21 protein-coding genes are annotated in these 24554 nt (G+C 68.0%); 14 read left to right on the plus strand and 7 right to left on the minus strand.

Annotation, left to right across the window (positions count from 1 at the left end; all coding sequences use genetic code 11):
* The first annotated feature begins 24 nt into the window (after positions 1 to 24).
* Complete coding sequence (locus RXV79_RS09785; protein WP_316703240.1) at positions 25 to 2853, plus strand: BamA/TamA family outer membrane protein; 2829 nt, start codon at positions 25 to 27, stop codon at positions 2851 to 2853.
* 26 nt (positions 2854 to 2879) lie between these two features.
* Here the strand turns inward: RXV79_RS09785 and RXV79_RS09790 are convergent, their stop codons facing one another.
* From RXV79_RS09790 to RXV79_RS09805, 4 genes are all read right to left on the minus strand, one after another.
* Entirely contained in the window at positions 2880 to 3170 is a 291-nt protein-coding gene (locus RXV79_RS09790; RefSeq protein WP_316703241.1) for a hypothetical protein, read from the minus strand.
* A 104-nt stretch (positions 3171 to 3274) separates the two neighbouring features.
* Complete coding sequence (locus RXV79_RS09795; protein WP_316703242.1) at positions 3275 to 4183, minus strand: aldose 1-epimerase; 909 nt, start codon at positions 4181 to 4183, stop codon at positions 3275 to 3277.
* A complete protein-coding gene (locus RXV79_RS09800; protein WP_316703243.1) occupies positions 4173 to 5072 on the minus strand; it encodes an SMP-30/gluconolactonase/LRE family protein in 900 nt (299 codons plus the stop codon). Before RXV79_RS09800 ends, RXV79_RS09795 begins: the two co-directional genes overlap by 11 nt.
* 64 nt (positions 5073 to 5136) lie before the next feature.
* Entirely contained in the window at positions 5137 to 6873 is a 1737-nt protein-coding gene (locus RXV79_RS09805; protein ID WP_316703244.1) for an IlvD/Edd family dehydratase, read from the minus strand.
* A 140-nt stretch (positions 6874 to 7013) separates the two neighbouring features.
* Here RXV79_RS09805 and RXV79_RS09810 point away from each other — a divergent pair, with 140 nt between their 5' ends.
* Complete coding sequence (locus RXV79_RS09810) at positions 7014 to 7781, plus strand: SDR family NAD(P)-dependent oxidoreductase (RefSeq protein ID WP_316703245.1); 768 nt, start codon at positions 7014 to 7016, stop codon at positions 7779 to 7781.
* Between the two features lie 84 nt (positions 7782 to 7865).
* On the opposite strand, the gene RXV79_RS09815 is transcribed toward RXV79_RS09810, so the two are convergent.
* Positions 7866 to 8843 carry a LysR family transcriptional regulator gene (locus RXV79_RS09815; RefSeq protein WP_316703246.1) on the minus strand — a complete coding sequence of 326 codons (978 nt, stop codon included), beginning with the start codon at positions 8841 to 8843 and terminating at the stop codon, positions 7866 to 7868.
* A gap of 116 nt (positions 8844 to 8959) precedes the next feature.
* On the opposite strand from RXV79_RS09815, the gene araD1 reads away from it, so the two are divergent.
* The 12 genes from araD1 to RXV79_RS09875 all read left to right on the plus strand — a co-directional run bounded on the left by araD1 (position 8960) and on the right by RXV79_RS09875 (position 22790).
* Entirely contained in the window at positions 8960 to 9955 is a 996-nt protein-coding gene (araD1, locus tag RXV79_RS09820) for an AraD1 family protein (protein WP_316703247.1), read from the plus strand.
* A 7-nt stretch (positions 9956 to 9962) separates the two neighbouring features.
* Positions 9963 to 11402 carry an aldehyde dehydrogenase family protein gene (locus RXV79_RS09825; RefSeq protein WP_316703248.1) on the plus strand — a complete coding sequence of 480 codons (1440 nt, stop codon included), beginning with the start codon at positions 9963 to 9965 and terminating at the stop codon, positions 11400 to 11402.
* A gap of 116 nt (positions 11403 to 11518) precedes the next feature.
* Positions 11519 to 12481, plus strand: coding sequence for an ABC transporter substrate-binding protein (locus RXV79_RS09830; RefSeq protein ID WP_316703249.1), 963 nt, complete (start codon positions 11519 to 11521; stop codon positions 12479 to 12481).
* A gap of 92 nt (positions 12482 to 12573) precedes the next feature.
* Positions 12574 to 13641, plus strand: coding sequence for a multiple monosaccharide ABC transporter substrate-binding protein (chvE, locus tag RXV79_RS09835; RefSeq protein ID WP_316703250.1), 1068 nt, complete (start codon positions 12574 to 12576; stop codon positions 13639 to 13641).
* A gap of 70 nt (positions 13642 to 13711) precedes the next feature.
* Positions 13712 to 15265 carry a multiple monosaccharide ABC transporter ATP-binding protein gene (gene mmsA, locus RXV79_RS09840; protein WP_316703251.1) on the plus strand — a complete coding sequence of 518 codons (1554 nt, stop codon included), beginning with the start codon at positions 13712 to 13714 and terminating at the stop codon, positions 15263 to 15265.
* Positions 15262 to 16458 (plus strand): multiple monosaccharide ABC transporter permease, encoded by a 1197-nt coding sequence (gene mmsB, locus RXV79_RS09845; RefSeq protein ID WP_316703252.1) that lies wholly within the window; start codon positions 15262 to 15264, stop codon positions 16456 to 16458. Before mmsA ends, mmsB begins: the two co-directional genes overlap by 4 nt.
* Before the next feature lie 10 nt (positions 16459 to 16468).
* Positions 16469 to 18007, plus strand: a complete 1539-nt coding sequence (locus RXV79_RS09850) for a sugar ABC transporter ATP-binding protein (protein ID WP_316703253.1) — start codon at positions 16469 to 16471, stop codon at positions 18005 to 18007.
* Complete coding sequence (locus tag RXV79_RS09855; protein ID WP_316703254.1) at positions 18004 to 19044, plus strand: ABC transporter permease; 1041 nt, start codon at positions 18004 to 18006, stop codon at positions 19042 to 19044. The genes RXV79_RS09850 and RXV79_RS09855 overlap by 4 nt, the downstream gene beginning before the upstream one ends.
* Positions 19041 to 20063, plus strand: a complete 1023-nt coding sequence (gene yjfF, locus RXV79_RS09860; RefSeq protein WP_413816675.1) for a galactofuranose ABC transporter, permease protein YjfF — start codon at positions 19041 to 19043, stop codon at positions 20061 to 20063. Before RXV79_RS09855 ends, yjfF begins: the two co-directional genes overlap by 4 nt.
* A 13-nt stretch (positions 20064 to 20076) precedes the next feature.
* On the plus strand, positions 20077 to 20958 hold the full coding sequence (locus RXV79_RS09865) for a 2-dehydro-3-deoxygalactonokinase (protein WP_316703255.1): 882 nt from the start codon (positions 20077 to 20079) through the stop codon (positions 20956 to 20958).
* Positions 20955 to 21620, plus strand: coding sequence for a 2-dehydro-3-deoxy-6-phosphogalactonate aldolase (locus RXV79_RS09870; protein WP_316703256.1), 666 nt, complete (start codon positions 20955 to 20957; stop codon positions 21618 to 21620). The genes RXV79_RS09865 and RXV79_RS09870 overlap by 4 nt, the downstream gene beginning before the upstream one ends.
* A 48-nt stretch (positions 21621 to 21668) precedes the next feature.
* The gene (locus tag RXV79_RS09875; RefSeq protein WP_316703257.1) at positions 21669 to 22790 is read left to right on the plus strand and encodes an NAD(P)/FAD-dependent oxidoreductase; all 1122 of its coding nucleotides are present in this window, start codon (positions 21669 to 21671) and stop codon (positions 22788 to 22790) included.
* A 6-nt stretch (positions 22791 to 22796) separates the two neighbouring features.
* On the opposite strand, the gene RXV79_RS09880 is transcribed toward RXV79_RS09875, so the two are convergent.
* Entirely contained in the window at positions 22797 to 23702 is a 906-nt protein-coding gene (locus tag RXV79_RS09880; RefSeq protein ID WP_316703258.1) for a cytochrome c, read from the minus strand.
* A gap of 22 nt (positions 23703 to 23724) precedes the next feature.
* On the minus strand, positions 23725 to 24438 hold the full coding sequence (locus RXV79_RS09885; protein ID WP_316703259.1) for a hemerythrin domain-containing protein: 714 nt from the start codon (positions 24436 to 24438) through the stop codon (positions 23725 to 23727).
* Positions 24439 to 24554 lie beyond the last annotated feature (116 nt).

Below are 24554 nucleotides of genomic sequence, written 5' to 3' on the forward strand. Positions count from 1 at the left end.
CAGAGCACCCTTGGTGGAGACCCTATGTCCTGGATCCGGACCCTCGTTTTCCTGCTGTCGTGTTGGTGGGCGTGCAGCGCCGCCGCACAAGGCATTGAACCGGCGCCCGACTGGAAGAGCGCAGACACCGCGCACTTCCGCATCAACTACCGCGCCGCATGGCGCCCGCAGGCCGAGCGCGTGGCGAAGATCGCCGAGCAGGTCTACCCTCGCATCACCAAGGCACTCGCCTGGGAGCCGCGCGGGCGCACCGAGATCCTGCTGATCGACCAGTACGACCTGGCCAACGGTTTCTCCACGCCGCTGCCCTACAACATCATCGGCGTCTACATGGCGCCGCCCGATTCGGGCGAGTTGCTCGACAACAGCGACTGGCTCGAGCTCCTCATCACCCACGAGTTCACGCACACGGTGCACCTCGACAAGGTGCGCGGTTTCCCCGGCGTGCTGCAAAGCATCTTCGGCCGCCAGCCCTTCTTCTTCCCCAACATCTTCCAGCCCAACTGGATGGTCGAGGGCATCGCCGTCTACACCGAGAGCGAGCCCGGCACCGGCCGAGGCCGCCTGCGCGGGCCGGTGTTCGAGGCCTGGCTGCGTGCCGAGGCGGGCCGTGGCTTCCTCTCGCTGCGGGAGATCAACGCCAACGGGCGTGCGCTGCCGCTGTCGAAGTCCTACCTCTACGGCGCGTACTTCTTCGACTTCCTGGCGCGTCGCTATGGCGCCGAGTCCATCTACAAGGTCGTGGACCACTACAGCGGCAACCCGCCGTTCTGGCCGCGCCTGCACAACAGCCCGGTCGAGGCGACCGGCAAGCAGATGGACGTGCTGTGGGCCGAGTTCCTCGCCGACCTGCAGCAGCAGGTGAAGGAGCGTGCCGCGCCCATCCAGCAGAAGGCCGAGGCCGTGGGCGAGCGCCTGGCCGGGCCGATGTTCGGCGTGGGCGCCGTGGCCGCGCTACCGGGCGGCGACACGCTGGCCGTGCTCGAAGATGGCCTCCACCATGCCAAGCTCGTGAAGATCGGCAAGGACGGCAAGCAGACCGTGCTGGCCGACGTGAACGGCAACGCCGAACTGCATGTGAACGCCAAGGGCGAAGTGCTGATGAGCCAGCCCGACGTGTGCAACTGGCGCTACCTCGCCTACGACGTCTACCGCGTCGACGCCGATGGCGATGTGCACCAGCTCACCCACTGCGCCCGCCTGCGCCGCGCGGTGCAGGCCGGTGGCGGCTTCGTCGCGTTGCAGCAAGGGCAGGGCCTCACCCGGCTCGTGCAGCTCGACGCCAAGGGCCAGCAACAGCGCGTGCTCTGGGAGCCGGCGCCCGAGGTCAACTTGATCGACCTGGCCGCCTCGCCCGACGGGCAGCAGGTGACGGTCGTGAGCAAGCGGGCCGGTGCCTGGCGTGTGGACGCCTTCGACATGGGCCAGCCCGTGCCCACCGCGCGTCTGCTCTTCACGCACGACGCGCCCTTGCATGGCCTGGTGCACGGTCCCAAGGGGCTGGAGTTCATCGCCGTGCGCGACGGGGTGTTCAACGTGTACCGCCAGGAAGGCGCCGCGTGGGTCAAGCTGAGCCACACCCACACGCGCGTCACGGCGCAAGGCGGCACGCAGGACGACGGCTCGCTCGCGATGGCCGTGATCGCCCCGGGTGGCTACGAGTTGCGCCGCATCGGTGCGGCCGCGCCGCTCGACCGGGTGGCCGCAAAAGCGGCGGCGCCGGCGGCCGCGTCCGCCAGCGCACCGGCGGCGGCGCCGGTCGCGGCCGGCTCGGCGCTGGGCGAAGGCCGCTCTTACAGCGCGCTGCGTTCGGTCTACCCGCGCGCCTGGTTCCCCGTCTTCTCCAGCGACCGCGGGCTCGTGAGCGCCGGTGCCAGCGCCTTCGGTGCCGACGCGCTCGGCTGGCACCAGTACGCCGCGACCTTCGCCTACGAGGTGACGCAGAACGAGCCGGTGGGCGCGCTGCAATACCTCTTCCGCGACCAGCACCTCTTCTCGCTGCAGCGCACCCTCACGCCGCGCGCCTGGGTGAACGGCGACGAGACCGAAGAGGTGCGCGCCTTCGACCGCAACACCAGCGCGCAGTGGCTGAGCGTGGTGCCCTGGCTGCGCCTCGACCGGCGCGTGCTCTTCGGCGTGGGCGCCGCGCTCGACCACGTCGAGCGGGTGCACCCCGAGAACTACAGCGCGCCGGTCAACCGCACCGAGCGCCTGCTGGCCGGCCTCTTCGAGTACGACACCACCGGCAGCAGCTGGTGGTCGGAGGGCGACAACCGCGGCCAGAAGGCCACGCTGCTCTACGAGACCTATCGCCCGTTCACCCGCGAAGGCCGGAACGACTACGACGGCGAGGTGGTGCGCCTCGACTGGCGCGGCTTCGTGCCGGTGGGCCGCAGCGTGATCGCCCTGCGCCACACCGAAGCCTGGGCCGAGGGCCTGACGGAGCCGTTCCAGCTCGGCGGCGCGGTCGACCCCCAGCTGCAGCTGGGCCTCGCGCTCAACAACCGCGACATCACCCTGCGCGGCTACCGTGGCAACGAACGCGTGCTGCAAGGCCGCAAGGCGCGCGTCACGAGCTTCGAGTTCCGCACGCCGATCACTGACCTCGACACCCACTTCATGACGCCCGCCGTCGGCATCAACCGCGTCTCGGCGGCGGTCTTCTTTGACATCGGTGGCGCCTGGAACACCGGTCACCGCCCGCTGCACTACAGCCGTGGCGTGGGGGCCGAAGTGCTGGCCGACCTCAAGTTCCTCTACGCGCTGGGCCTGCAGGTGCGCATCGGCGTGGCGCAGGGGCTCGATGAGCCCAAGGGCACGCGCGGCTACGCCACGCTCGGCAGGGCCTTCTGATCACGGGCGGCCCCCAACGGGGCCGCTCAGTGCATCTTGTCGCGCGGCGGCTTCTTGCTGAACGACTTCGGCTTGTAGACGTTGCCCTCCCAGTGGCCATCGTCGCGCGCGCGGCGGATGGCCTCTTCGGCCAGGCGCTCGGCGCTCTTGCGCGAGCTGCGCCAGTGGTAGAGCTGCAGCCACCCGTGCTTCAGCCGCAGCCAGGCGATGCGTGCCCAGGCATCGAGTCGGGCGCGCCGCTGTGTACCGACCAGCAGCCGGATCATGAAGACCACGCAGAGCGTGGCCACGATGCCGGCAGAGACTTTCTCGATCATCGTCAGGAAGGGGTTTCGGGGCGGGATGTTCCGCCCGTGGCGCCATCCTAGCGAGCGGGCAAGACCTTGGCCGCAGAATCGGTTCACGCCGGCCGACGGAAGGCTCAGCGCGTCGATTTCTCCACGCGCCACTGCACGTCGAGGCTCAGCGTTTCACCCGCCGACAGCACCCGCAGCCCCGGCCTGCCCGGCAGGTGGAAGGCGTCGATCGGGTGGGTGACGGGCTCGAAGCAGAAGGCGTTGCCGGCGGGTGGCCGGTACATCAGGCAGTAGCCGTCGTCGCGGCCGCGCCGCAGCGTGGCGAGGTCGCGCATCGTGAGGCGCAGGCCGTGCTCGGGCCAGTCGATGTGGGCTTCGCCCGACCAGCCGGTGTAGCAGTTGTCGACGAAGCTGCCTTGGGCGGGCGCGCCGCGGTTGAAGTCCCAGTCGGCGGGGATTGCTTCGGTGTGGCCGGTGGGCAGCGGGTCGCTGCCGGAGAGCCACACGCCTTTCACCGAGGTGGTGATGCGCGTGCCGGGCGTTCGGGGGAAGTAGGGGTGCAGGCCTGTGCCATAGGGCAGCGGCTCGGCGCCGAGGTGGGTGATGTGGATGGATTGGTCGAGCCCGCCTTCGAGCAGCGTGAAGACCTGTTCGGCGCGGTAGTGGTACGGGTTGCCGTCGTGATGCTTCGATTCGAGCGACAGGCGCAGGGTGCTCACGCGCGGCCGGTCGGCCTGCCAGGCCTGCAGCCAGCCATCGCCGTGGATGGGGTAGGGCTCTCCGGCGCGGTTGGGCGCTACCGGGTGGAAGTGGCCCGCCTGCTCGAAGCCGCCGCGGCTGATGCGGTTGGTCCACGGCAGCATCGCGAAATTGGCGAGCGTGTAGCGGTCGGGCGTGGCGCCGTCCCAGGGGCGCCAGAGGTCGTGCCAGGTGTCCGCGTGCCAGGTCTGCCAGGCGGCGACGCCACCGCCCAGCGTGGGCAGCAGGCCGAGGCGCTGCCCGGCGTGTTCGAGCCAAACGATGTCAGCCTGCATAGAGATTGGGCGCGCGGCCCGCTTGATCGAGGTCGATGGAGAAGAGCGCGCCGGCGAGCGGCTGCGCGGCGAGTTGCGCCTCGCTCAGCTCGAAGCGCGCGGTGGTGATGAAGAGTGTCTTCAGGTCGGGGCCACCGAAACAGCAGTTGCTGACGTGGTCGGTGGGAAGCTCGATGCGGGCCAGCTCTTCGGCCGTCACCGCGTCGTGGCAGGTGACGCAGGCACCGCCCCAGTGGGCGATCCAGAGGCGGCCGTTCGCATCGGTGGTCATGCCGTCGGGGTAGCCATCGTCGTCGGCGAACCGGAGAAAGAGGCGCTGGTTCGAGAGCGCGCCGGTGGCCGGGTCGAGGTCGAAAGCGTGGACCTTCTTCTTCGCCGTTTCGTTGAAGAAGAGCGTGCGGCCGTCGAGCGACCAGGTGGGGCCATTGGTCACCGCGTAGTTCGCGTCGAAGGCAAGGGTGCAGCGGCGCTCGGCATCGAAGCGGTAGAGCTTGCCGGTGGGCGCGGTGCAGGCGAAGTCCATCGTGCCGCCCCAGAAGTTGCCTTGCGCATCGCACTTGCCGTCGTTGAAGCGGTTGCCTTCGATGTGCGGCTCGGGGTCGTGCAGCGGCTCCAGCGTGCCGGTGTCGGGGTCGAAGAAGGCGAAGCCGCTGCGCAGCGTGACGACCAGGCCCGGATGGTTCGCACGTTCGGCGACGGCAGAGATCTCTTCACCGAAAGGCCAGCTGGTGCGCGAGTGGCTCGCCGGCTCGTAGCGGTGCAGCTGGCGCCCGAGGATGTCGACCCAGTACAGCGCCTGCCGCCGTGGCGACCAGAGGGTGCCTTCGCCCAGCGTGGCGTTAGCGGGCCAGAGGCAGCGCAGGTCGGAGGTCGGTCGCGGGGCGTTCATGTCGGCGGGGTCGAAAGTGGAGGCGGCGCGATTGTGGAGGCTCGCGCCGTAACCGCTTTGTTCCTCAGTGCGATTCCCGGGGCACCGCTGCGCCGCTGCTGCCCACCAGGAAATCGAGGTCGGCCCCCAGGTGCGCCTGCTGCACGTGCTCGACGTAGAGCTTGTACCAGCCGCGTTTCGGCACGTCGGGCGCCTGCCAGTCGGCGCGGCGGCGGGCCAGCTCCTCGTCGGAGACTTCGAGGTGCAGGCGCCGCGCGGCCACGTCGAGTTCGATGATGTCGCCGTTCTTCACGAGTGCGAGCGTGCCGCCGGCCGCCGCTTCGGGCGAGGTGTGCAGCACCACGGTGCCGTAGGCGGTGCCGCTCATGCGGCCGTCGCTGATGCGGACCATGTCGGTGATGCCCTTCTGCAGCACCTTCGGCGGCAGCGGCATGTTGCCCACCTCGGCCATGCCGGGGTAGCCACGCGGGCCGCAGTTCTTGAGCACCATCACGCAGTGCTCGTCGACGTCGAGCTCGGGGTCGTCGATGCGGGCGTGGAAGTCTTCGATGTTCTCGAACACCACTGCGCGGCCGCGGTGCTTCAGCAGATGGGCCGAGGCGGCCGAAGGCTTGATCACCGCGCCGTTGGGTGCGAGGTTGCCACGCAGCACCGCGATGCCGGCGTCGGCCATGAAGGGCTCTTCGGGGGTCTTGATGACTTCACGGTCGTAGCAGGCGGCGTTGGCGATGTTCTCGCCGAGCGTCTTGCCGTTGACCGTGGGGGCATCGAGGTGCAGGCGCGAGGCGATCTCGCGCAGCACCGCCGGCAGGCCGCCTGCATAGAAGAAGTCTTCCATCAGGTACTTGCCCGAGGGCTGCAGGTTCAGGATGCAGGGCATCTCGGCGCCGAGCTTGTCGAAGTCTTCCAGCGTGAGCGGGATGCCCATGCGGCCGGCAATCGCCAGCAGGTGCACCACCGCGTTGGTCGAGCCACCGATGGCCGCGTTGGTGCGGATCGCGTTCTCGAAGGCCTGGCGTGTGAGGATCTTCGACATGCGCAGATCCTCTTTCACCATCTCGACGATGCGCCGGCCGGTGAGTTGCGCGAGGCGGTGGCGGCGCGTGTCGACCGCGGGGATGGCTGCGTTCTCGGGCAAGGACATGCCCAGCGCCTCGACCATGCTCGCCATCGTCGACGCCGTGCCCATCGTCATGCAGGTGCCGCTGGAGCGGTGCATGCACGACTCGGCGGCGGTGAACTCCTCCATCGTCATTTCGCCGGCGCGCACCATCTCGCTCATCTGCCACACGCCGGTGCCCGAGCCGACGTCGCGGCCGCGGAACTTGCCGTTGAGCATGGGGCCGCCCGAGAGGCCGATCGTCGGCAGGTCGCAGCTGGCCGCACCCATCATCAGAGACGGGGTGGTCTTGTCGCAGCCCATCAGCAGCACGACGCCGTCGATCGGGTTGCCGCGGATCGACTCTTCCACGTCCATGCTGGCCAGGTTGCGGAAGAGCATCGCGGTGGGCCGCATCTGCGTTTCGCCGAGCGACATCACCGGGAATTCGAGCGGGAAGCCTCCTGCCTCGTACACGCCGCGTTTGACGAACTCCGCCAAGTCGCGGAAGTGGCCGTTGCAGGGGGTCAGCTCGCTCCAGGTGTTGCAGATGCCGATGACCGGGCGGCCATCGAGCAGATCGTGCGGGTAACCCTGGTTCTTGAGCCAGCTGCGGTGCATGAAGCCATCGCGGTCCTGCTTGCCGAACCAGGCCTGACTGCGGCGCACAGGCTTGTCGTCGGGCTTCTTCTTCGAATCCATTCGTTGTCGTCCTCGGTGCTTTTATGTCGCTGGGGCGCGATGGCGCTTGACGCGGCGGATGCTAACAAGGCACATTGATAATAGAAAAATAAAGAAAAGAACTCATGACATATATAGATTGCAATACATCAGGAGATCGCATGCCTTCCCCCTCTCAACTCGCCACCTATCCCAGCCTGCAGGGCCGCACCGTGTTCATCACCGGTGGCGGCAGCGGGATCGGCGCGGCGATGGTCGAGGCCTTCGTTGCGCAGGGTGCGCGCGTGGCCTTCGTCGACATCGACGAAGCCTCGAGTCGCGCGCTCGCGCAGAAGCTCGGCACCGAGTCGCTCTGGTGGCGCCGCTGCGACGTGCGCGACATCCCGGCGCTGCAGGCGGCGATCGCCGATGCGGCGAAGGCGCTGGGCGACTTCGCCGTGCTCGTGAACAACGTGGCGAGCGACGACCGCCACACGCTGGAAGAGATCACCCCCGAGTACTACGACAACCGCATCGCCATCAACCAGCGCCCGGCGATGTTCGCCATCCAGTCGGTGGTGCCCGGCATGAAGCGGCTGGGCTTCGGCTCCATCGTCAACCTCGGGTCCATCGGCTGGCAGACGAAGAACAGCGACTACCCGTGCTACGCGGTGTCGAAGTCGTCGGTCGACGGGCTCACGCGCGGCTTTGCGTCGGGCCTGGGCCAGCATCGCATCCGCGTCAACACGGTGACGCCGGGGTGGGTGATGACCGAGCGGCAGGTCACGATGTGGCTCGACGCGGAAGGCGAAAAGGAGATCGCGCGCAACCAGTGCCTCCCCGACAAGCTGCTGCCGGAGCACATCGCGAGCATGGTGCTGTTCCTGGCCTCCGATGACGCGGCGATGTGCACGGCGCAGGAGTTCACGGTGGATGGCGGCTGGACCTGATGACGGCCCCTCGGCCGCGGGTACGCGGCCGATCCCCCGAGGGGAAGCGGGCCGGCTTGGGGGGCGGCCCGGCGCTCGGCCCGCTCAGTCCAGGTCATCCACAGTAGGCTCGAAGCGCGTGCCGTACACCGTGACGGCCGTGCTCTTCAGCGCCTTCAACATCACCTTCGCCGCCGGCGACAGGAGCTTGTCAGTGCGGGTGATCAGCCCGAACGCATCCATGTGGCAGGGCAGGTCGATCGGCAGGATCGACACGATGCCGTGCGAGGCGTAATAGCGCGCCACGTCGCTCGCCACCACCGCGATCATGTCGCTCTGCTGCAGCATCTTGGTGATGAAGAGCAGGGCGCTCGTCTCGATGATGTTGACCGGCGGCTCGAGGCCTTCTTCCTGGAACATCAGCTCGAAGCGGTGGCGCAGCACGCTGCCCGTGGGCGACACGATCCAGCCCGCGCTCACCACGTCGCGCAGGCCGAGCTGCGACACGTTGAGCAGCGGGTGGCCGGGCCGTGTGATGGCGGCCACCGGCTCTTCGGCCAGCACCTCGTAGCGCAGGTCGCTTTTGTCATGGTTGGCGAAGAGGCGCGACACCAGCATGTCGAGCTTGCCGTGCGAGAGCCGCTCCATCAGCACATCGCTGGTCTCGATCTGCAATGACACGTTGAGGCTCGGGTGCTCCTGCTTCACGAGCGCCACGGCCGGCGGCAGCAACGCGAGGCCGGGCGAGGTGATCGCCCCCACGCTCACCTGGCCGAATCGGCCGGCCTTCAGCGCGGTGAGCTCGTCATGCGCCTGGTTGAGGCTTGCCAGCGCCACGCGGGCGTGGCGAATCATCGTTTCCCCGTACCAGGTGGGCCGCATGCCTCGCGGCAGGCGCTCGAAGAGCGGCACCTCGAGCACGTCCTCCAGGTCTTTCAGGAGCTTCGACGCGGCAGGCTGCGTCATGTTGAGCACCTGGGCCGCGCGGTGGATGTTGCCCTCTTCCGCCAGGGCCACCAGCAGCAACAGCTGGCGGGTCTTGAGCCGGGCGCGGATGAACCAGTGCGTGTAGTTCGTCGTCATGAAACGGGGATTCGGGTTTTCATTGATAAGAAATCGTATATCGATTGCCGGCAAATATCTATTGGGAAGTTATCTGTCGGCTTCGTACCATGCGGCACCTTTGGAAGCCCAGCCCCATGAGACTCATTCAGTTCATCGATGACGACGGCGCCTGCAGCGTGGGCCGCGTCACCGCCGACGGCGTGCGCCGCGTCGGCGGGTTCCGCAGCTGCCATGCGCTGGCCGAAGCGGCACTGTCGCGTGGCATGGGGCTGGAAGCGTTCGCCGAGACCCGCGACACCCCGGGCGCCGTGCTGCCCTACGCGCTGCTCCAACAAGAGAGCCGCCTGCTGCCGCCCGTGACACACCCCGACCCGGCCCACTGCCTGGTGAGCGGCACCGGCCTCACGCACTTGGGCAGCGCCGCCGCGCGCGACGCAATGCACCACAAGCTCGCCGGTGGCGAAGAGACCCTGTCGGACTCGATGCGCATGTTCAAGTGGGGCCTCGACGGCGGCAAGCCGGCCGAAGGCGCCGGCGTGCAGCCCGAGTGGTTCTACAAGGGCACGGGCCACATCGTCGCCGCACCCGGCGCACCGCTCACCATGCCCGACTTCGCGCTCGACGGCGGCGAAGAGCCCGAACTGGTCGGCCTCTACCTGATCGATGCCGACGGCCAGCCGCGCCGACTGGGCTTTGCCATCGGCAATGAGTTCTCCGACCACGTGACCGAGCGCCAGAACTACCTCTACCTCGCCCACTCGAAGCTGCGCGCCTGCGCCATCGGCCCCGAGCTGCGCACGGGCCCCTTGCCGGCGAGCCTCTCCGGCACGAGCCGCATCCGCCGTGACGGGCAGGTGGTGTGGGAGAAGCCCTTCCAGACCGGCGAGGCCAACATGAGCCACAGCATCGCCAACCTGGAGTACCACCACTTCAAATACGCCGAGCACCGCCGCCCGGGCGACCTGCACCTCCACTTCTTCGGCACCGCCACGCTGAGCTTCGCCGACAACATCCGCGTGCAGCCCGGCGACCGTTTCGAGATCGAGCTGCCCGAGTTCGGCGCACCGCTCATCAACCCGTTGGCACTCGCCGAACGTGGCTTCGCCTTCGGTGGCGTGAAACCCCTCTGAGCCGCTCATGTCGCAGCAAACCTTCAAGAACTACATCAACGGGCGCTGGGAAAACGGCGTCACCACCGGCATCAGCGAAAACCCGTCGGACCTCTCCGACGTGGTGGGCGAATACAGCCGCGCCGATGCGAGCCAGACGCAGTCGGCCATCCGTGCCGCGGCCGATGCGCGCAGCGCCTGGGGTCAGAGCACGCCGCAGCGCCGCGCCGATGCGCTCGACCAGATCGGCAGCGAAATCATTGCGAGGAAAGACGAGCTCGGCGAACTGCTGGCCCGTGAAGAGGGCAAGACCTTGCCCGAGGCGATCGGCGAGACGGTACGAGCCGGCAACATCTTCAAGTTCTTCGCCGGTGAAGCCTTGCGCATCGGCGGCGAGAAGGTGGCCTCGGTGCGACCCGGCGTCGATGTGGAAATGAGCCGCGAGCCGGTCGGCGTGGTCGGCATCATCGCGCCGTGGAACTTCCCGCTTGCCATCCCGGCGTGGAAGATCGCGCCGGCTCTGGCCTACGGCAACGCGGTTGTCTTCAAGCCCGCCGAGATCGTGACGGCCTGCGCCTGGTCGCTCGCCGAGATCATCAGCCGCGCCAACCTGCCGGCGGGCGTGTTCAACCTCGTGATGGGCAGTGGGCGCCAGGTCGGCCAGGCGCTGCTCGACAGCACGCTCGTCGACGCGGTGAGCTTCACCGGCTCGGTGGGCGTGGGCGAGCAGGTGCTGAAAGCCACCGCCGCACGGCGCGCGAAGGTGCAGCTCGAGATGGGCGGCAAGAACCCGCTCGTCGTGCTCAACGATGCCGACCTCGAGCAGGCGGTCGAAGTCGCCGTGCAAGGCTCCTACTTCTCCACCGGCCAGCGCTGTACCGCGTCGAGCCGCCTGATCGTCGAAGCCGGGGTGCACGACGCCTTCGTGAGCCGCCTGCGCGATCGTGTGAAAGCGCTGCGCGTGGGCCATGCCCTGAAGCGCGAAACCGAGATCGGCCCCGTGGTCAGCAGCGACCAACTGGCGCAGAACCTGTCGTACGTGGAGCTCGGCCGCACCGAAGGCGCCGAGCACATCTGGGGCGGTGACGTGATCGAGCGCGACACCCGCGGCCACTACATGAGCCCGGCGCTCTTTCTCGCACAGCCGCAGCACCGCATCGCCCGCGAAGAGATCTTCGGCCCGGTGGCCGCCGTGCTGCGCGCCGACGACTACGAACACGCGCTGGCACTCGCCAACGACACGCCCTTCGGCCTGTGTGCCGGCATCTGCACCACTTCGCTCAAGCGCGCCACGCACTTCAAGCGCCACGCCCAGGTCGGCATGGTGATGGTCAATCTGCCCACCGCGGGGGTCGACTACCACGTGCCCTTCGGCGGGCGCAAAGGTTCGAGCTACGGCCCGCGCGAGCAGGGCCGCTACGCCGCCGAGTTCTACACGACCGTGAAGACGGCCTACACGTTCGCTTGAAAGGTTTCCCGAGCAGTTCACACAACAGAAGGTCTTCGACGAAAGACCTTCACTTCGACAAAACGCCGCTTCGTTCCGCCGAACATTCCACCAAGACATCCCCACGAGGAGACAACATGAAACTGCAACGACGCACCCTGATCGCAGCCGCCACCGCCGCACCGCTGGCCGGCCTGCTGCCCACCGCTTTCGCCCAGAAGAAGATCGTGCTGGGCTTCAGCCAGATCGGGGCTGAAAGCGAATGGCGCACCGCCAACACCGAGTCGATCAAGTCGTCGGCCAAGGAAGCCGGCATCGAGCTCAAGTTCTCCGACGCGCAGCAGAAGCAGGAGAACCAGATCAAGGCCATCCGCAGCTTCATCGCACAGAAGGTCGACGTGATCGCCTTCTCGCCGGTGGTCGAGTCGGGCTGGGGCACGGTGCTGCGCGAGGCCAAGGCCGCGAAGATCCCGGTGATCCTGTCCGACCGCGCCGTCGACGAGAAGGACGACAGCCTGTGGGTCAGCTTCATGGGCTCCGACTTCGTGGAAGAAGGCCGCCGCGCCGGCCGCTGGCTGGTGGAGAAGATGAAGGGCCAGAGCGGCACCGTCAACATCGTCGAGCTGCAAGGCACCGTGGGCTCGGCACCTGCGATCGACCGCAAGAAGGGCTTCGAGGAGATCGTCAAGGCCGACCCGAAGTTCAAGATCATCCGCTCGCAGACCGGCGACTTCACCCGTGCCAAGGGCAAGGAAGTGATGGAAGCCTTCCTGAAGGCCGAGGGCAAGAAGATCAACGTGCTCTACGCGCACAACGACGACATGGCCATCGGCGCCATCCAGGCGATCGAAGAAGCCGGCCTCAAGCCCGCGAAGGACATCATCATCATCTCGATCGACGCCGTGAAGGGCGCCTTCGAAGCCATGATCGCCGGCAAGCTGAACGTGTCGGTCGAGTGCAGCCCGCTGCTCGGCCCGCAGCTGATGGCCGCGGTGAAGGACCTGGTCGCCGGCAAGCAGATCCCCAAGCGCATCGTCACCGAGGAAGGCGTCTTCCCGATGGAAGTGGCCGCCAAGGAATTCCCCAAGCGCAAGTACTGATGCGCTGAACCGATGGCGGGCTGCACCCGGGGGTTGCCACACGCAACGCTCCGGGTGGCCCGCTGCATCCCCACAAGAAGGAGACAGACAGCATGCAAAAGATTCGACGCCTCATCGTCGCGGCGCTGGCCACCGGCCTCGTCGCGTGGATGCCCATCGCACAGGCCCAGGAGAAGGGCCTCGTCGGCATCTCGATGCCCACCAAGTCGTCGTCGCGCTGGATCAGCGACGGCCAGAGCATGGTCAAGTACTTCCAGGCCAAGGGCTACAAGACCGACCTGCAGTACGCCGACGACGACATCCCCAACCAGCTCGCCCAGGTCGAGAACATGATCACCAAGGGCTCGAAGGTCCTCGTGATCGCGGCCATCGACGGCACGACGCTGTCCGATGCACTGCAGAAGGCGGCCGACAAGGGCGTGAAGGTCATCGCCTACGACCGCCTCATCCGCGGCTCGAAGAATGTCGACTACTACACCACCTTCGACAACTTCCAGGTCGGCGTGCTGCAGGCGAATTCCATCGTCGACAAGCTCGGCCTGAAGCAGGGCAAGGGCCCGTTCAACATCGAGCTCTTCGGCGGCTCGCCCGACGACAACAACGCCTTCTTCTTCTACAACGGCGCAATGTCGGTGCTCGACCCCTACATCAAGAGCGGCAAGCTCGTGGTGCGCAGCAAGCAGATGGGCATGGACAAGGTCGGCACGCTGCGCTGGGACGGCGCCGTGGCCCAGGCCCGCATGGACAACCTGCTGTCGGCCTACTACACCAATGCGCGCGTCGACGCGGTGCTGAGCCCGTATGACGGCCTCTCCATCGGCATCCTGTCGTCGCTGAAGGGTGTGGGCTACGGCACGCCGAAGCAGCCCTTCCCGGTGGTGAGCGGGCAGGACGCCGAGCTGCCCTCGGTCAAGTCGATGCTGGCGGGTGAGCAGTACTCCACGGTGTTCAAGGACACGCGTGAGCTCGCCAAGGTCACGGTCGATCTCGTCGACGCAGTGCTCGCCGGCAAGCAGCCGCAGATCAATGACACCAAGACCTACAACAACGGCGTGAAGGTCGTGCCCTCTTACCTGCTGAAGCCGGTGAGCGTGGACGCGTCCAACTGGAAGCCGGTGCTCGTGGGCAGCGGCTACTACACCGAGTCCCAGGTCAAGTAAGCGTTCAAGCGGCTTGAGCCTGCGTTCGACCCCGATTCGTCCGCGCAGGCTCTTTTTTGACCTCCAGGCCATGAACATCCTCGAGATGCGCGGCATCACCAAGACCTTCCCGGGGGTGAACGCGCTCAGCAACGTCAACCTCGCGGTGCGCCAGGGGGAGATCCACGCCGTCGTCGGTGAAAACGGCGCCGGCAAGTCGACGCTGATGAAGGTGCTGAGCGGCGTGTACCCGTGCGACACCTGCAGCGGCGAGATCCACTTCCAGGGCGAGCTGCGTCGCTTCAAGAGCATCGCCGACAGCGAGAAGCTCGGCATCATCATCATTCACCAGGAGCTGGCGCTGGTGCCGCTCCTGTCCATCGCCGAGAACCTCTTCCTCGGCAACGAGCCCGCGCGCCACGGCGTGATCGACTGGGGCGAGGCGCACCGCCGCACGCGCGAGCTGCTGGCGAAGGTCGGGCTCAACGAGTCGCCGTCCACGCTGGTCACGCACCTGGGCGTGGGCAAGCAGCAGCTGATCGAGATCGCCAAGGCGCTCGCGAAAGAGGTGAAGCTGCTCATCCTCGACGAGCCCACCGCCAGCCTCAACGAGAGCGACAGCGAAGCGCTGCTCGAACTCTTGCTGCAACTGAAAGGGCAGGGCATCTCGTCGATCCTGATCTCGCACAAGCTCAACGAGATCGCCAAGGTGGCCGACTCGATCACTGTGCTGCGCGATGGCAGCACCGTCGAGACGCTCGACTGCCGCGAGCAGCCGGCGAGCGAAGACCACATCATCCGCTTGATGGTCGGCCGCGAGATGGCCGACCGCTACCCCAAGCGCACACCCAACCCGGGCGACGTGGTGTTCGAGCTGCGCGACTGGCATGTGCACCACCCGCTGCACGCCAACCGCGAAGTGGTGAAGGGCGTGAACCTCACGGTGCGCCGTGGCGAGATCGTCGGCATCGCCGGCCTGATGGGCGCCGGCCGCACGGAGCTGGCGATGAGCCTCTTCGGCCGCGCCTACGGCCAGCGCATCAGCGGCGAGGTGCTGAAGAATGGCCGCCCCATCGACACCAGCACCATCGACCGTGCCATCGCCCAGGGCATTGCCTACGTCACCGAAGACCGCAAGGGCCTGGGGCTGGTGCTGCACGACGACATCCGCCGCAACATCACGCTCGCCAACCTGCGCGCGGTGTCGAAGCGCGGCGTGATCGACGGTGGCCGCGAGCACACGGTGGCGGTGGACTACCGCCGCAAGCTCAACATCCGCAGCTCCGGCGTGCACCAGGCCGTCGTGGATCTCTCGGGCGGCAACCAGCAGAAGGTCGTGCTGAGCAAATGGCTCTTCGCCGAGCCCGAGCTGCTGATCCTCGACGAGCCCACCCGCGGCATCGATGTCGGCGCCAAGTTCGAGATCTACAGCCTGATGGCCCGGCTGGCCGAAGAAGGCAAATGCATCCTGATGATCTCGTCGGAGATGCCCGAGTTGCTCGGCATGTGCGACCGCATCTATGTGATGAACGAAGGTCGCTTCGTGGCCGAGTTCACCTCGGCCGAAGCGTCTCAAGAAAAGATCATGCGCGCCATCGTGAAGTCGGGCAGCGCCATCCACCAAGCAGAAGAGGTCGCCGCATGAGCAGCGTGGCCCCCACCACGATTCCCGCCGCCCGCCAGGAGCGCGGCAACTTTCTCAAGGCCAACATGCGCGAGTACGGCATGTTGCTGTCGCTCGTGGTCATCATGGGCCTGTTCCAGGTGCTGACCGACGGCACACTGCTGCGGCCCCTGAACCTCACCAACCTCGTCCTGCAGAACAGCTACATCGTCATCATGGCGCTGGGCATGCTGCTCGTGATCGTGGCCGGGCACATCGATCTTTCCGTCGGCTCGGTGTGCGGCTTCATCGGCGCGCTCGCCGCGGTGTTGATGGTGCAGATGGGCTGGCACCCGGTGCCCACCACCATCGCCTGCCTGGTCGCCGGCGGCCTGATCGGCGCGGCGCAGGGCTGGTGCGTGGCCTACCGCCGCATCCCGTCGTTCATCGTCACGCTGGCGGGCATGCTGGTTTTCAAGGGCCTGTCGCTCGCGCTGCTCGGCGGCATGTCGGTCGGGCCGTTTCCGGTGGCCTTCCAGCGCCTGAGTTCCGGCTTCATTCCCGAAGTCTTCACCGATGAGGGCATGCGCCTCACCTCGCTCGTGATCGGCGTGATCGCCGCGGTGATCTGGTTTGCCGTGCAGATGCGCGCGCGCCAGCACCAGGCGAAGCACGGCATGGATGAAGAGCCGTACCCGTTCTTCCTCGGCAAGACACTGGTGTTCTCGGCCGCCATCGTGGCGTTCAGCTGGCTCATGGCCTCGTACAAGGGCCTGCCCAACGTGCTGATCGTGATGGTCGTGCTGATGCTGGCCTACGACTTCGTCACCCACCGCACCACGCTCGGCCGCCGCATCTACGCGCTCGGCGGCAACGAGAAGGCCACGCGCCTGTCGGGCATCAAGACCGAGCGGCTCACGCTTTTCGCCTTTGCCAACATGGGCGTGCTGGCCGCTCTCGCCGGCCTGGTGTTCGCCGCGCGCCTCAACACCGCCACGCCCAAGGCCGGCCTCGGCTTCGAGCTCGACGTGATCGCCGCCTGCTTCATCGGCGGCGCCTCGGCCTCGGGTGGCGTGGGCAAGGTGATGGGCGCGGTGATTGGCGCCTTCATCATGGGCGTGATGAACAACGGCATGTCCATCATGGGCATCGGCATCGACTACCAGCAGGTCATCAAGGGGTTGGTGCTGTTGGCGGCGGTGTTCATCGACGTGTACAACAAGAACAAAGCCTGACGTCACTCCCATGGTCTATCGAGAGCACCCCCACGACGATTGCCCGCAGCCGCTGCTGCGGCTGAGTGGCGTATCCAAGCAGTTCTCCGGCGTGCGGGCCCTGCACGACGTCGGCCTGCGCCTCTTCCCTGGCGAAGTGCATGCCCTGATGGGGCAGAACGGCGCCGGCAAGTCCACCCTCATCAAGGTGCTGACGGGCGTGTTCCCGGCCGATGGCGGCGAGATGCTGCTCGGCGGTCAGGCCATCGCGCCCGCTTCGCCGCAAGACGCGCAGGCGTTGGGCATCAGCACGGTCTACCAGGAGGTGAACCTCTGCCCGAACCTCTCGGTCGCGGAAAACATCTTCGCCGGCCGCTACCCGCGCAAGGGCCCGATCGGCGCCTGGCGCATCGACTGGGCCGGCATGAACCGGCAGGCCGAGGAGTGGCTCGCCAAGCTCAACATCCGCATCGACGTGACCCGCCGGCTCGACAGCTATGCGGTCGCCGTGCAGCAGATGGTGGCCATCGCCCGCGCCTTGAGCGTGTCGGCCAAGGTGCTGATCCTCGACGAGCCGACTTCCAGCCTCGACGAAGACGAAGTGGCGCGCCTCTTCGACGTGCTGCGCCGCCTGCGCGGCGAGGGCATGGCCATCCTCTTCGTCACGCATTTCCTGGAGCAGGTCTACGCGATCTCCGACCGCATCACCGTGCTGCGCAACGGCGAGTTGGTGGGCGAGTACCAGGCCGCGATGCTGGGGCCGACGGCACTGATCACCGCGATGGTCGGCCGCGAGCTGGCGGCCAGCCAGGGGCAGGCGCAAGCGCGGCCGGTGCCGGCGGGTGCGGTGCCGGTGCTGGAGATGAAGGGCCTGGGCGAACGCGGCCAGCTGCAGCCGGTCGACCTGAGCGTGCACGCCGGCGAGGTGGTCGGGCTCGGCGGTCTGCTGGGCTCGGGCCGCACGGAACTCGCACGCCTGCTCTTCGGCCTGTCGTCGGCCGACAGCGGCGAGCTGCGTGTCGACGGCCAGGCGGTCGCGTTCAAGACACCGGCGGATGCCGTGCGCCACGGCCTGGGCCTCTGCCCCGAAGAGCGCAAGGCCGACGGCATCGTGGCCGAACTCTCGGTGCGCGAAAACATCGCACTCGCACTGCAGGCGCGTCACGGCATGGGCAAGTTCCTCTCGCGCGAGCAGCAGGCCGAGCTGGCCGAGCGCTACGTGAAGCGCCTGGGCATCAAGACCGCGAGCATCGACACGCCCATCGGCCTGCTCTCGGGCGGCAACCAGCAGAAGGCGATGCTCGCGCGCTGGCTCGCCACCGAGCCGCGACTCTTGGTCCTCGATGAGCCGACGCGCGGCATCGACGTGGCCGCCAAGCAGGAAATCATGGACGAGATCCTCGCGCTCGCCGAAGGCGGCATGGCCGTCGTCTTCATCTCGTCGGAGATGAGCGAGGTGGTGCGTGTCTCCAACCGCATCGCGGTGCTGCGCGACCGCCGCAAGGTCGGCGAGCTGCCGGCCGGCAGCAGCGAGCAAGCCGTCTACCACCTGATCGCGGCCGACGCATGAAGAAGCTCTTCGAACACCGCCTGGCGTGGCCCATCGTCACGCTGCTCCTGCTGCTGATTCTCAACGCAGCGTTCAACCCGAGCTTCCTGCACCTCGAGTGGCGAGACGGGCACCTCTACGGCAGCCTCATCGACATCCTCAACCGCGCCGCGCCGCTGATGCTGGTGGCGCTGGGCATGACGCTCGTGATCGCCACGCGCGGCATCGACATCTCGGTGGGCGCAACGGTGGCGATTGCCGCCGCCATCGCCGCCTGGATGATCGGCGGGGCGCTGGTGGTGCAGAACGGCGTGGCCACGCACGTGAGCCGCTTCCCGATGCCGGTCGCGATTGCCGCGGCGCTGGGCGTCGCGCTCATCTGCGGCCTGTGGAACGGTGTGCTCGTGGCCCGCGTCGGGATGCAGCCCATCGTCGCCACGCTGATCCTGATGGTGGCCGGGCGCGGCATTGCCCAGCTCATCACCGACGGGCAGATCATCACCATCTATTACGCACCGTATTTCTTCATCGGTAGCGGCTACCTGCTGGGCATTCCGTTCTCGCTGTTCATCGTGGCAGCCGTGTTTGCACTGCTGTGGTGGGTGGTCACGCGCACGGCGCTCGGCCTCTTCATCCAGGCGGTGGGCATCAACCCCGCGGCGGCGCGCGTGGCCGGCGTGCGCTCGCGGCTCATCACGCTTTCGACCTACGCCTTCTGCGGCCTCTGCGCTGGCGTGGCGGGGCTGCTCATCAGCTCCAACGTCAAGAGCGCCGACGGCAACAACGCCGGTCAGTTGATGGAGCTCGATGCCATCCTCGCCGTCACCCTCGGCGGCACCTCCCTCAACGGCGGGCGCTTCAGCCTCGCCGGCAGCGTGCTGGGCGCGCTCATCATCCAGACGCTCACCTATGCGATCTATTCCATGGGCGTGCCGCCCGAAGTCAACCTCGTCGTCAAGGCGGTGGTGGTGTTCGTCGTGATGTTGCTGCAGTCGCCCGAATTCCGGCAGACCGTGCGCGGGCTCGTCTTCCGCGCGCCGGTGGGAGCCCGTTCATGAGCGCGTCACCGATGGCCGCGGGCCTGGGCGCGACAGGGCAGGGCGCCATGCTGCGCCGCCCGAAGTTCGACCCGAAGTACCTGCCCCTCACCGTCACCATCGCGCTCTTCTTCGCAATGGCGACCGCGGGCTCGGTCGCCTACACCGGCTTCTTCTCGTCGCAGGTGTTCCTGAACCTGCTGATCGACAACGCCTTCCTCTGCATCGTGGCGGTGGGCATGACCTTCGTGATCCTCTCGGGCGGCATCGACCTTTCGGTGGGCTCGGTGATCGCGCTCACGACGATGGTGTCGGCCTCGCTGGTCGAGAAGCACCAGTGGAGCCCGGTGGTGGTGCTGCCGCTGGTGCTGCTGATGGGCACCGCCTTCGGGGCGCTGCAGGGCTTCCTCATCGAGCGCTTCCGCTTGCAGCCCTTCATCGTGACGCTCGCCGGCATGTTCCTCGCGCGGGGCCTGTGCTATCTGATCAGCATCGATTCGATCAGCATCACCCACCCGACCTACACCGCGATCTCGCAGTGGCGGCTTCCAGTGTGGGGCGAGGCCTCGATCACGTTGAGCGGCCTGATCGCCATCGTGGTGGTGCTGGCGGCGATCTTCACTGCGCACTACACGCAGTTCGGCCGCACCGTGTATGCCGTGGGCGGCAGCGAATACTCGGCCACGCTGATGGGCCTGCCGGTGCGTTCCACCATCGTGGGCGTCTACACGCTCAGCGGCTTCTGCTCGGCACTGGCCGGCGTGGTGTTCACCTTCTACATGCTCTCCGGCTATGGCCTGCACGCGGTGGGGCTGGAGCTCGACGCCATCGCCGCCGTGGTGATCGGCGGCACGCTGCTCACGGGCGGCGTGGGCTATGTCGCGGGCACGCTCTTCGGCGTGCTGATCCTCGGCATCATCCAGACGCTCATCATGTTCGACGGCACGCTCAGCTCGTGGTGGACGCGCATCGTGATCGGCGCGCTGCTTTTCGTCTTCTGCCTGTTGCAGCGGGTGTTCGAATCGAAGCGAAGGCGATGAGGCGCGGTGTGACATGAAGAACGGCGTGATCGGCATCGACTGGGGCACCACTCACCGCAGGGCTTACCTGCTGGGCGAGGGTGGGGCGCTGGTCGAAGAGCGCGCCGACGACCAGGGCCTGCTCGCCGCACGCGGGCGCTTCGCCGAGGCCTTCGACGCCATCGTGCAAGGCTGGCCGCGCGAGTGGCCGGTGGTGATGTCGGGCATGGTCGGTGCTGCCTCTGGCTGGCAGGAGGCACCGTACCTCGAAGCCTCGACACCGCTCACCGCGCTCTCCCGCCATCTCGTGCCGCTGAAGCATGCGCCGCAGGGCCGGCGGATCGCCCTCGTGCCCGGTTACCGCTGGATCGGGCCGAACGGCGAGGTCGACGTGATGCGCGGCGAGGAGACGCAACTGCTCGGCGCGCTGGTGCTCGGCCAGTCGGACGGCTGGGTGGTGCTTCCGGGCACGCACAGCAAGTGGGTGCGCCTCGAGCATGGCGCGATGCAGGGCTGGCGCACCTACATGACGGGCGAACTCTTCGCGCTGCTGGGCCAGCAGGGCACGCTCGCCGGCCTCATCGGGCCCGACGATGTGCCGGCCGCCTTCGAGGCCGGCTTGCTTGCCGCCGGCCGCGGTGCGCTGTCGCACGCGATCTTCGGCTGCCGCGCCAAGGTGGTGACCGGCCGCATGCCCACCGAGTACGCACGTTCGTATCTTTCGGGCCTCTTGATCGGCGCCGAGTGGGGCGACACCCGCCCGTCGCCACGCACGGTGACGGTGGTGGCGGCCGGGGCGCTGGCGTCGGCCTACGGCGAAGCCGCGCGCCACCACGGCAGCACGCCCGTGGTGCTCGAACCGCGGGCGGTGTACCTCGCCGCCCTGGCGACTCTGCAGGAGGGCATGGAAAAGTGACGGAGCTGCAAACCTTCCGGCCGCCGCTGGTGGCCATCCTGCGCGGCCTCGCGCCCGAGCACGCGCGCGCGGCGGCGCTGGTGCTCTTCGAGGCCGGCTTTCGCATCGTCGAAGTGCCGCTCAACCGGCGTGGCGCCCTGTATTGCATCGAGACCATCGCCGCCGCGGCGCCGGCCGATGCGCTGGTGGGCGGCGGCACCATCCTGTCGACACGCGAAGTCGACGAGGTGCATGCGGCCGGTGGCCGGCTGATGGTCGCGCCGAACTGCGATGCCGACGTGATGCGCCGCGCCGCGGAGCGTGGCATGGCCGTGGTGCCTGGCGTGGCCACGCCGACCGAGGCCTTCAACGCGCTGCGCTGGCGTGCCCATGCGCTCAAGGTCTTTCCGGCCGAGATGGTGGGGCAGGCCGGGCTCAAGGCCTTCAAGTCGGTGCTGCCGGAAGGCACGCCGCTGCTGCCGGTGGGCGGCGTGACGCCCGAGAGCATCGCCGGTTGGGTCAAGGCCGGGGCGACGGGCTTCGGCATCGGCGGCCAACTGTTCCAGCCGGGGATGGCGCTCAACGAACTGGGCCGCCGTGCGCGCGAGTTCATCGCGGCCTGGCATGCGGCCACCGCTGTACCCACGGCGACATCGATGCCGTCGGCCGCTCACGCAGAATAGGCCGGCCGGGGATCGCCCGGGCTCATGTGGCGAAGGGCGGGCGCTCAGATGGAACAGGTCGATGCAGTGGTGGTGGGCGCAGGCGTGGTCGGCCTGGCGGTCGGGCGCGCACTCGCGCAACGTGGCCTCGACACCATCGTGCTGGAAGCCGAAACCGCCATCGGCACCGGCGTCAGCTCTCGCAACAGCGAGGTCATCCACGCCGGGCTCTACTACCCCGCCGGCTCACTGAAGGCGCGGCTGTGCGTGCAGGGGCGGCAGATGCTCTATGCGTTCTGCGAGTCGCATGGCGTGGCGCACCAGCGCTGCGGCAAGCTGGTGGTGGCGACCGACGAGACGCAGGTCGCGGGGCTCGACGGGTTGATGAAGAAGGCCGCGGCCAATGGTGTGCACGATTTGAAGCGCCTGACGCGCGACGAAGCCCTGGCGATGGAGCCGCAGCTGCAGTGCGAAGGCGCGATCCTGTCGCCCTCGACCGGCATCGTCGACAGCCACGGCCTGATGCTCGCGCTGCAGGGCGACCTGCAATCGGCGGGCGGAGACGTGGCGCTGTCGTCGCCGGTCGAGTACATCCGGTGCCTCGAAGGCCACCATGTGCTGCACGTGGGCGGCGACGAGCCCATGGAGCTGGCCGCACGCCACGTGGTCAACGCCGCGGGCCTCTGGGCGCCGAAGCTGGCTGCCGCGACCGAAGGTCTCGACAGGGCGCACGTGCCGTCCGCCCACTTCAGCCGGGGTTGCTATTTCTCTCTCGCCGGCCGTGCGCCGTTTTCGCGCCTCGTGTACCCGCTGCCGCAGGACGCCTGGCTCGGCGTGCACCTCACGCTCGACCTCGGAGGCCAGGCGCGCTTCGGCCCCGATGTGGAGTGGCTGCCCGACGGGGTGGCGCAGCACCCGCTCGACTACACCGTCGACCCGGCCCGCGCCGCCGGCTTCTATGCCGACGTGCGCCGCTACTGGCCGGGCCTGCCGGATGGCGCCCTGCAGCCGGCCTACAGCGGCATCCGCCCCAAGATCCACCGGCCCGACGAGCCCGCGCCCGACTGGCGCATCGACGGCCCGGCCGAGCACGGCGTGAAGGGCCTGGTGAACCTCTTCGGCATCGAGTCGCCGGGGCTCACCTCGTGCCTGGCGATTGCCGACGAGGTGGTGGCGCGCCTGGGGGTCTGAGTCTCTTCAGCGGTTGCCCGCCGCCACCGGCGGCAGCGTCTTCAGGTGCAGGTACATCGCCTGCACGTCGGTGTCGTTCATCTCCTTCAGCGCGATGAAGGGCATCACCTTGCTCACCTCGGAGCCGTCGGGCCGCTTGCCGGTCTTCAGCATCGTGGCAAAGGCCTCGGGCGTTGGATAGTGCTTCATCGCGCTGCCGTCGCCCGGCGTGAGGTTGGCCGCGGCAGGCCACTCGGGCGGGGCGCCGGGGATCTTGCCGCCCGAGAGCTTGTTGCCGTGGCAGCCGATGCACGAGTTGATGACGTAGGCGCCGTGCTCGGCGCTGGCCGCCACGGGCACCGGAGCCGAGGGCGGCAGGGTGTGGTCGATGACCTCGGCCGCGTCGTGCACCACGCCGGCGGCGTAGAGCGTCTTCACGAGCGGCGGCAGCTCCAGCACTGCGGCCGTGCCCGTGGCCGGCGGCATCTGGCGCAGGTAGGCCACCATCGCACCGAGGTCGGCGTCGGTGAGGCGGGCGTAGTCTTCGCTCGGCATCACGATGGCCGGGCGGCCATCGGGCTTCACACCGTGGCGCAGGGTGCGCACCCAGTCGGTCACGTCGTACTTGGCGACCACACTGCCCGGCCCTGGCGTGATGTTGGGGGCGCGAACGTGCATGCCCTTGCCGTCGTTGACGACGTCTTTCCCGGCGCCGTCGACCCCGTGGCACTCGGTGCAGCCGCGCGACAGGTAGAGGTAGCGGCCACGTTCGATGCTCGCGGTATCGGTCGGCAGCGTGATGGCTGCCACGTCGACCGACACGATGCGGTTCATCTTGCGCTGGCCGAGCTGCGTGCCGACCACGAGCGTCGAGGCGCCGAGGGCGACGAGGCCCAGCACGGCGAGGCCGCCGCGTTTCACCCATTTGTTCATGTTGTGTCTCCTGGGGAGCGGGTCAGCCGAGGTCGCGCGTGAGCTTCGACCAGTCGTGTGCGGACAGATGCGGGCGCACCGCGTTCAGCACCGCCTGGAACACTTCGGCCGGCGCCCCGGCCTTCATGCCGCCGAGCAGGGCGGTGCGCTGCTGCGGGGTGATGCCCGGCACCATCCAGCGCATCGTGAGCATGGTGTCGGCGGGGCTGATCGTGGCGACCAGGCGGGCCTCCAGGTCCATCAGCTCCTCGTCGGTGTAGTGCTCCCACAGCGCGGCAGTGTTGGCCGTCTCCTCGATGTGCATGTGCTGCAGGTTCTCGGCGATGAAGAGCGCGAGGTGGCGGTACAGGCGCAGTGCGAGCACATGGCGCTGGGCGTCGTCGGCGTCGTAGACGGCGCGGGTCTCCTTGTGCAGCGCGTCGATGCTCTCCAGATGCTCCACGTGGTCTTCGCTGGTGCGGCTGGCCCCGGCCGGCTGGCGGGCCCGGATGGCGGTGTGGATGAAGTCGTTCTCGTGGCGCACGTGCTTGGCGCAGAAGTCGAGCAGCGACTCGACCTGGCTCAGCGCGCCGGCGAGGTCTTCGGCATCGGTCACGTCGACGCGGCCGAGGCGGGAGAGGGTGTCGCCCATGAAGTTGCGCAGCGCCTTGTGGATGGGCTGGTAGATGTCGAATCGCTGCGCCGGGGCGGGGGTGGTGTCTTGCGGGGCGGCGTCGGCGTGGATTGCGGTCGTCATGGGTCTCTCCTGATGGGTTGAAGGGGTGCCGCGGGGTTGGCGGCATGGTTGTCAGTGTTCCGGGGCGGGGCGGGCCGGGCATCGCCTGAAGGAGCCATCGCATGGCCCGCGGCGGG

The organism is Piscinibacter gummiphilus, assembly GCF_032681285.1.
GTDB classification, from domain to species: domain Bacteria; phylum Pseudomonadota; class Gammaproteobacteria; order Burkholderiales; family Burkholderiaceae_C; genus Rhizobacter; species Rhizobacter gummiphilus_A.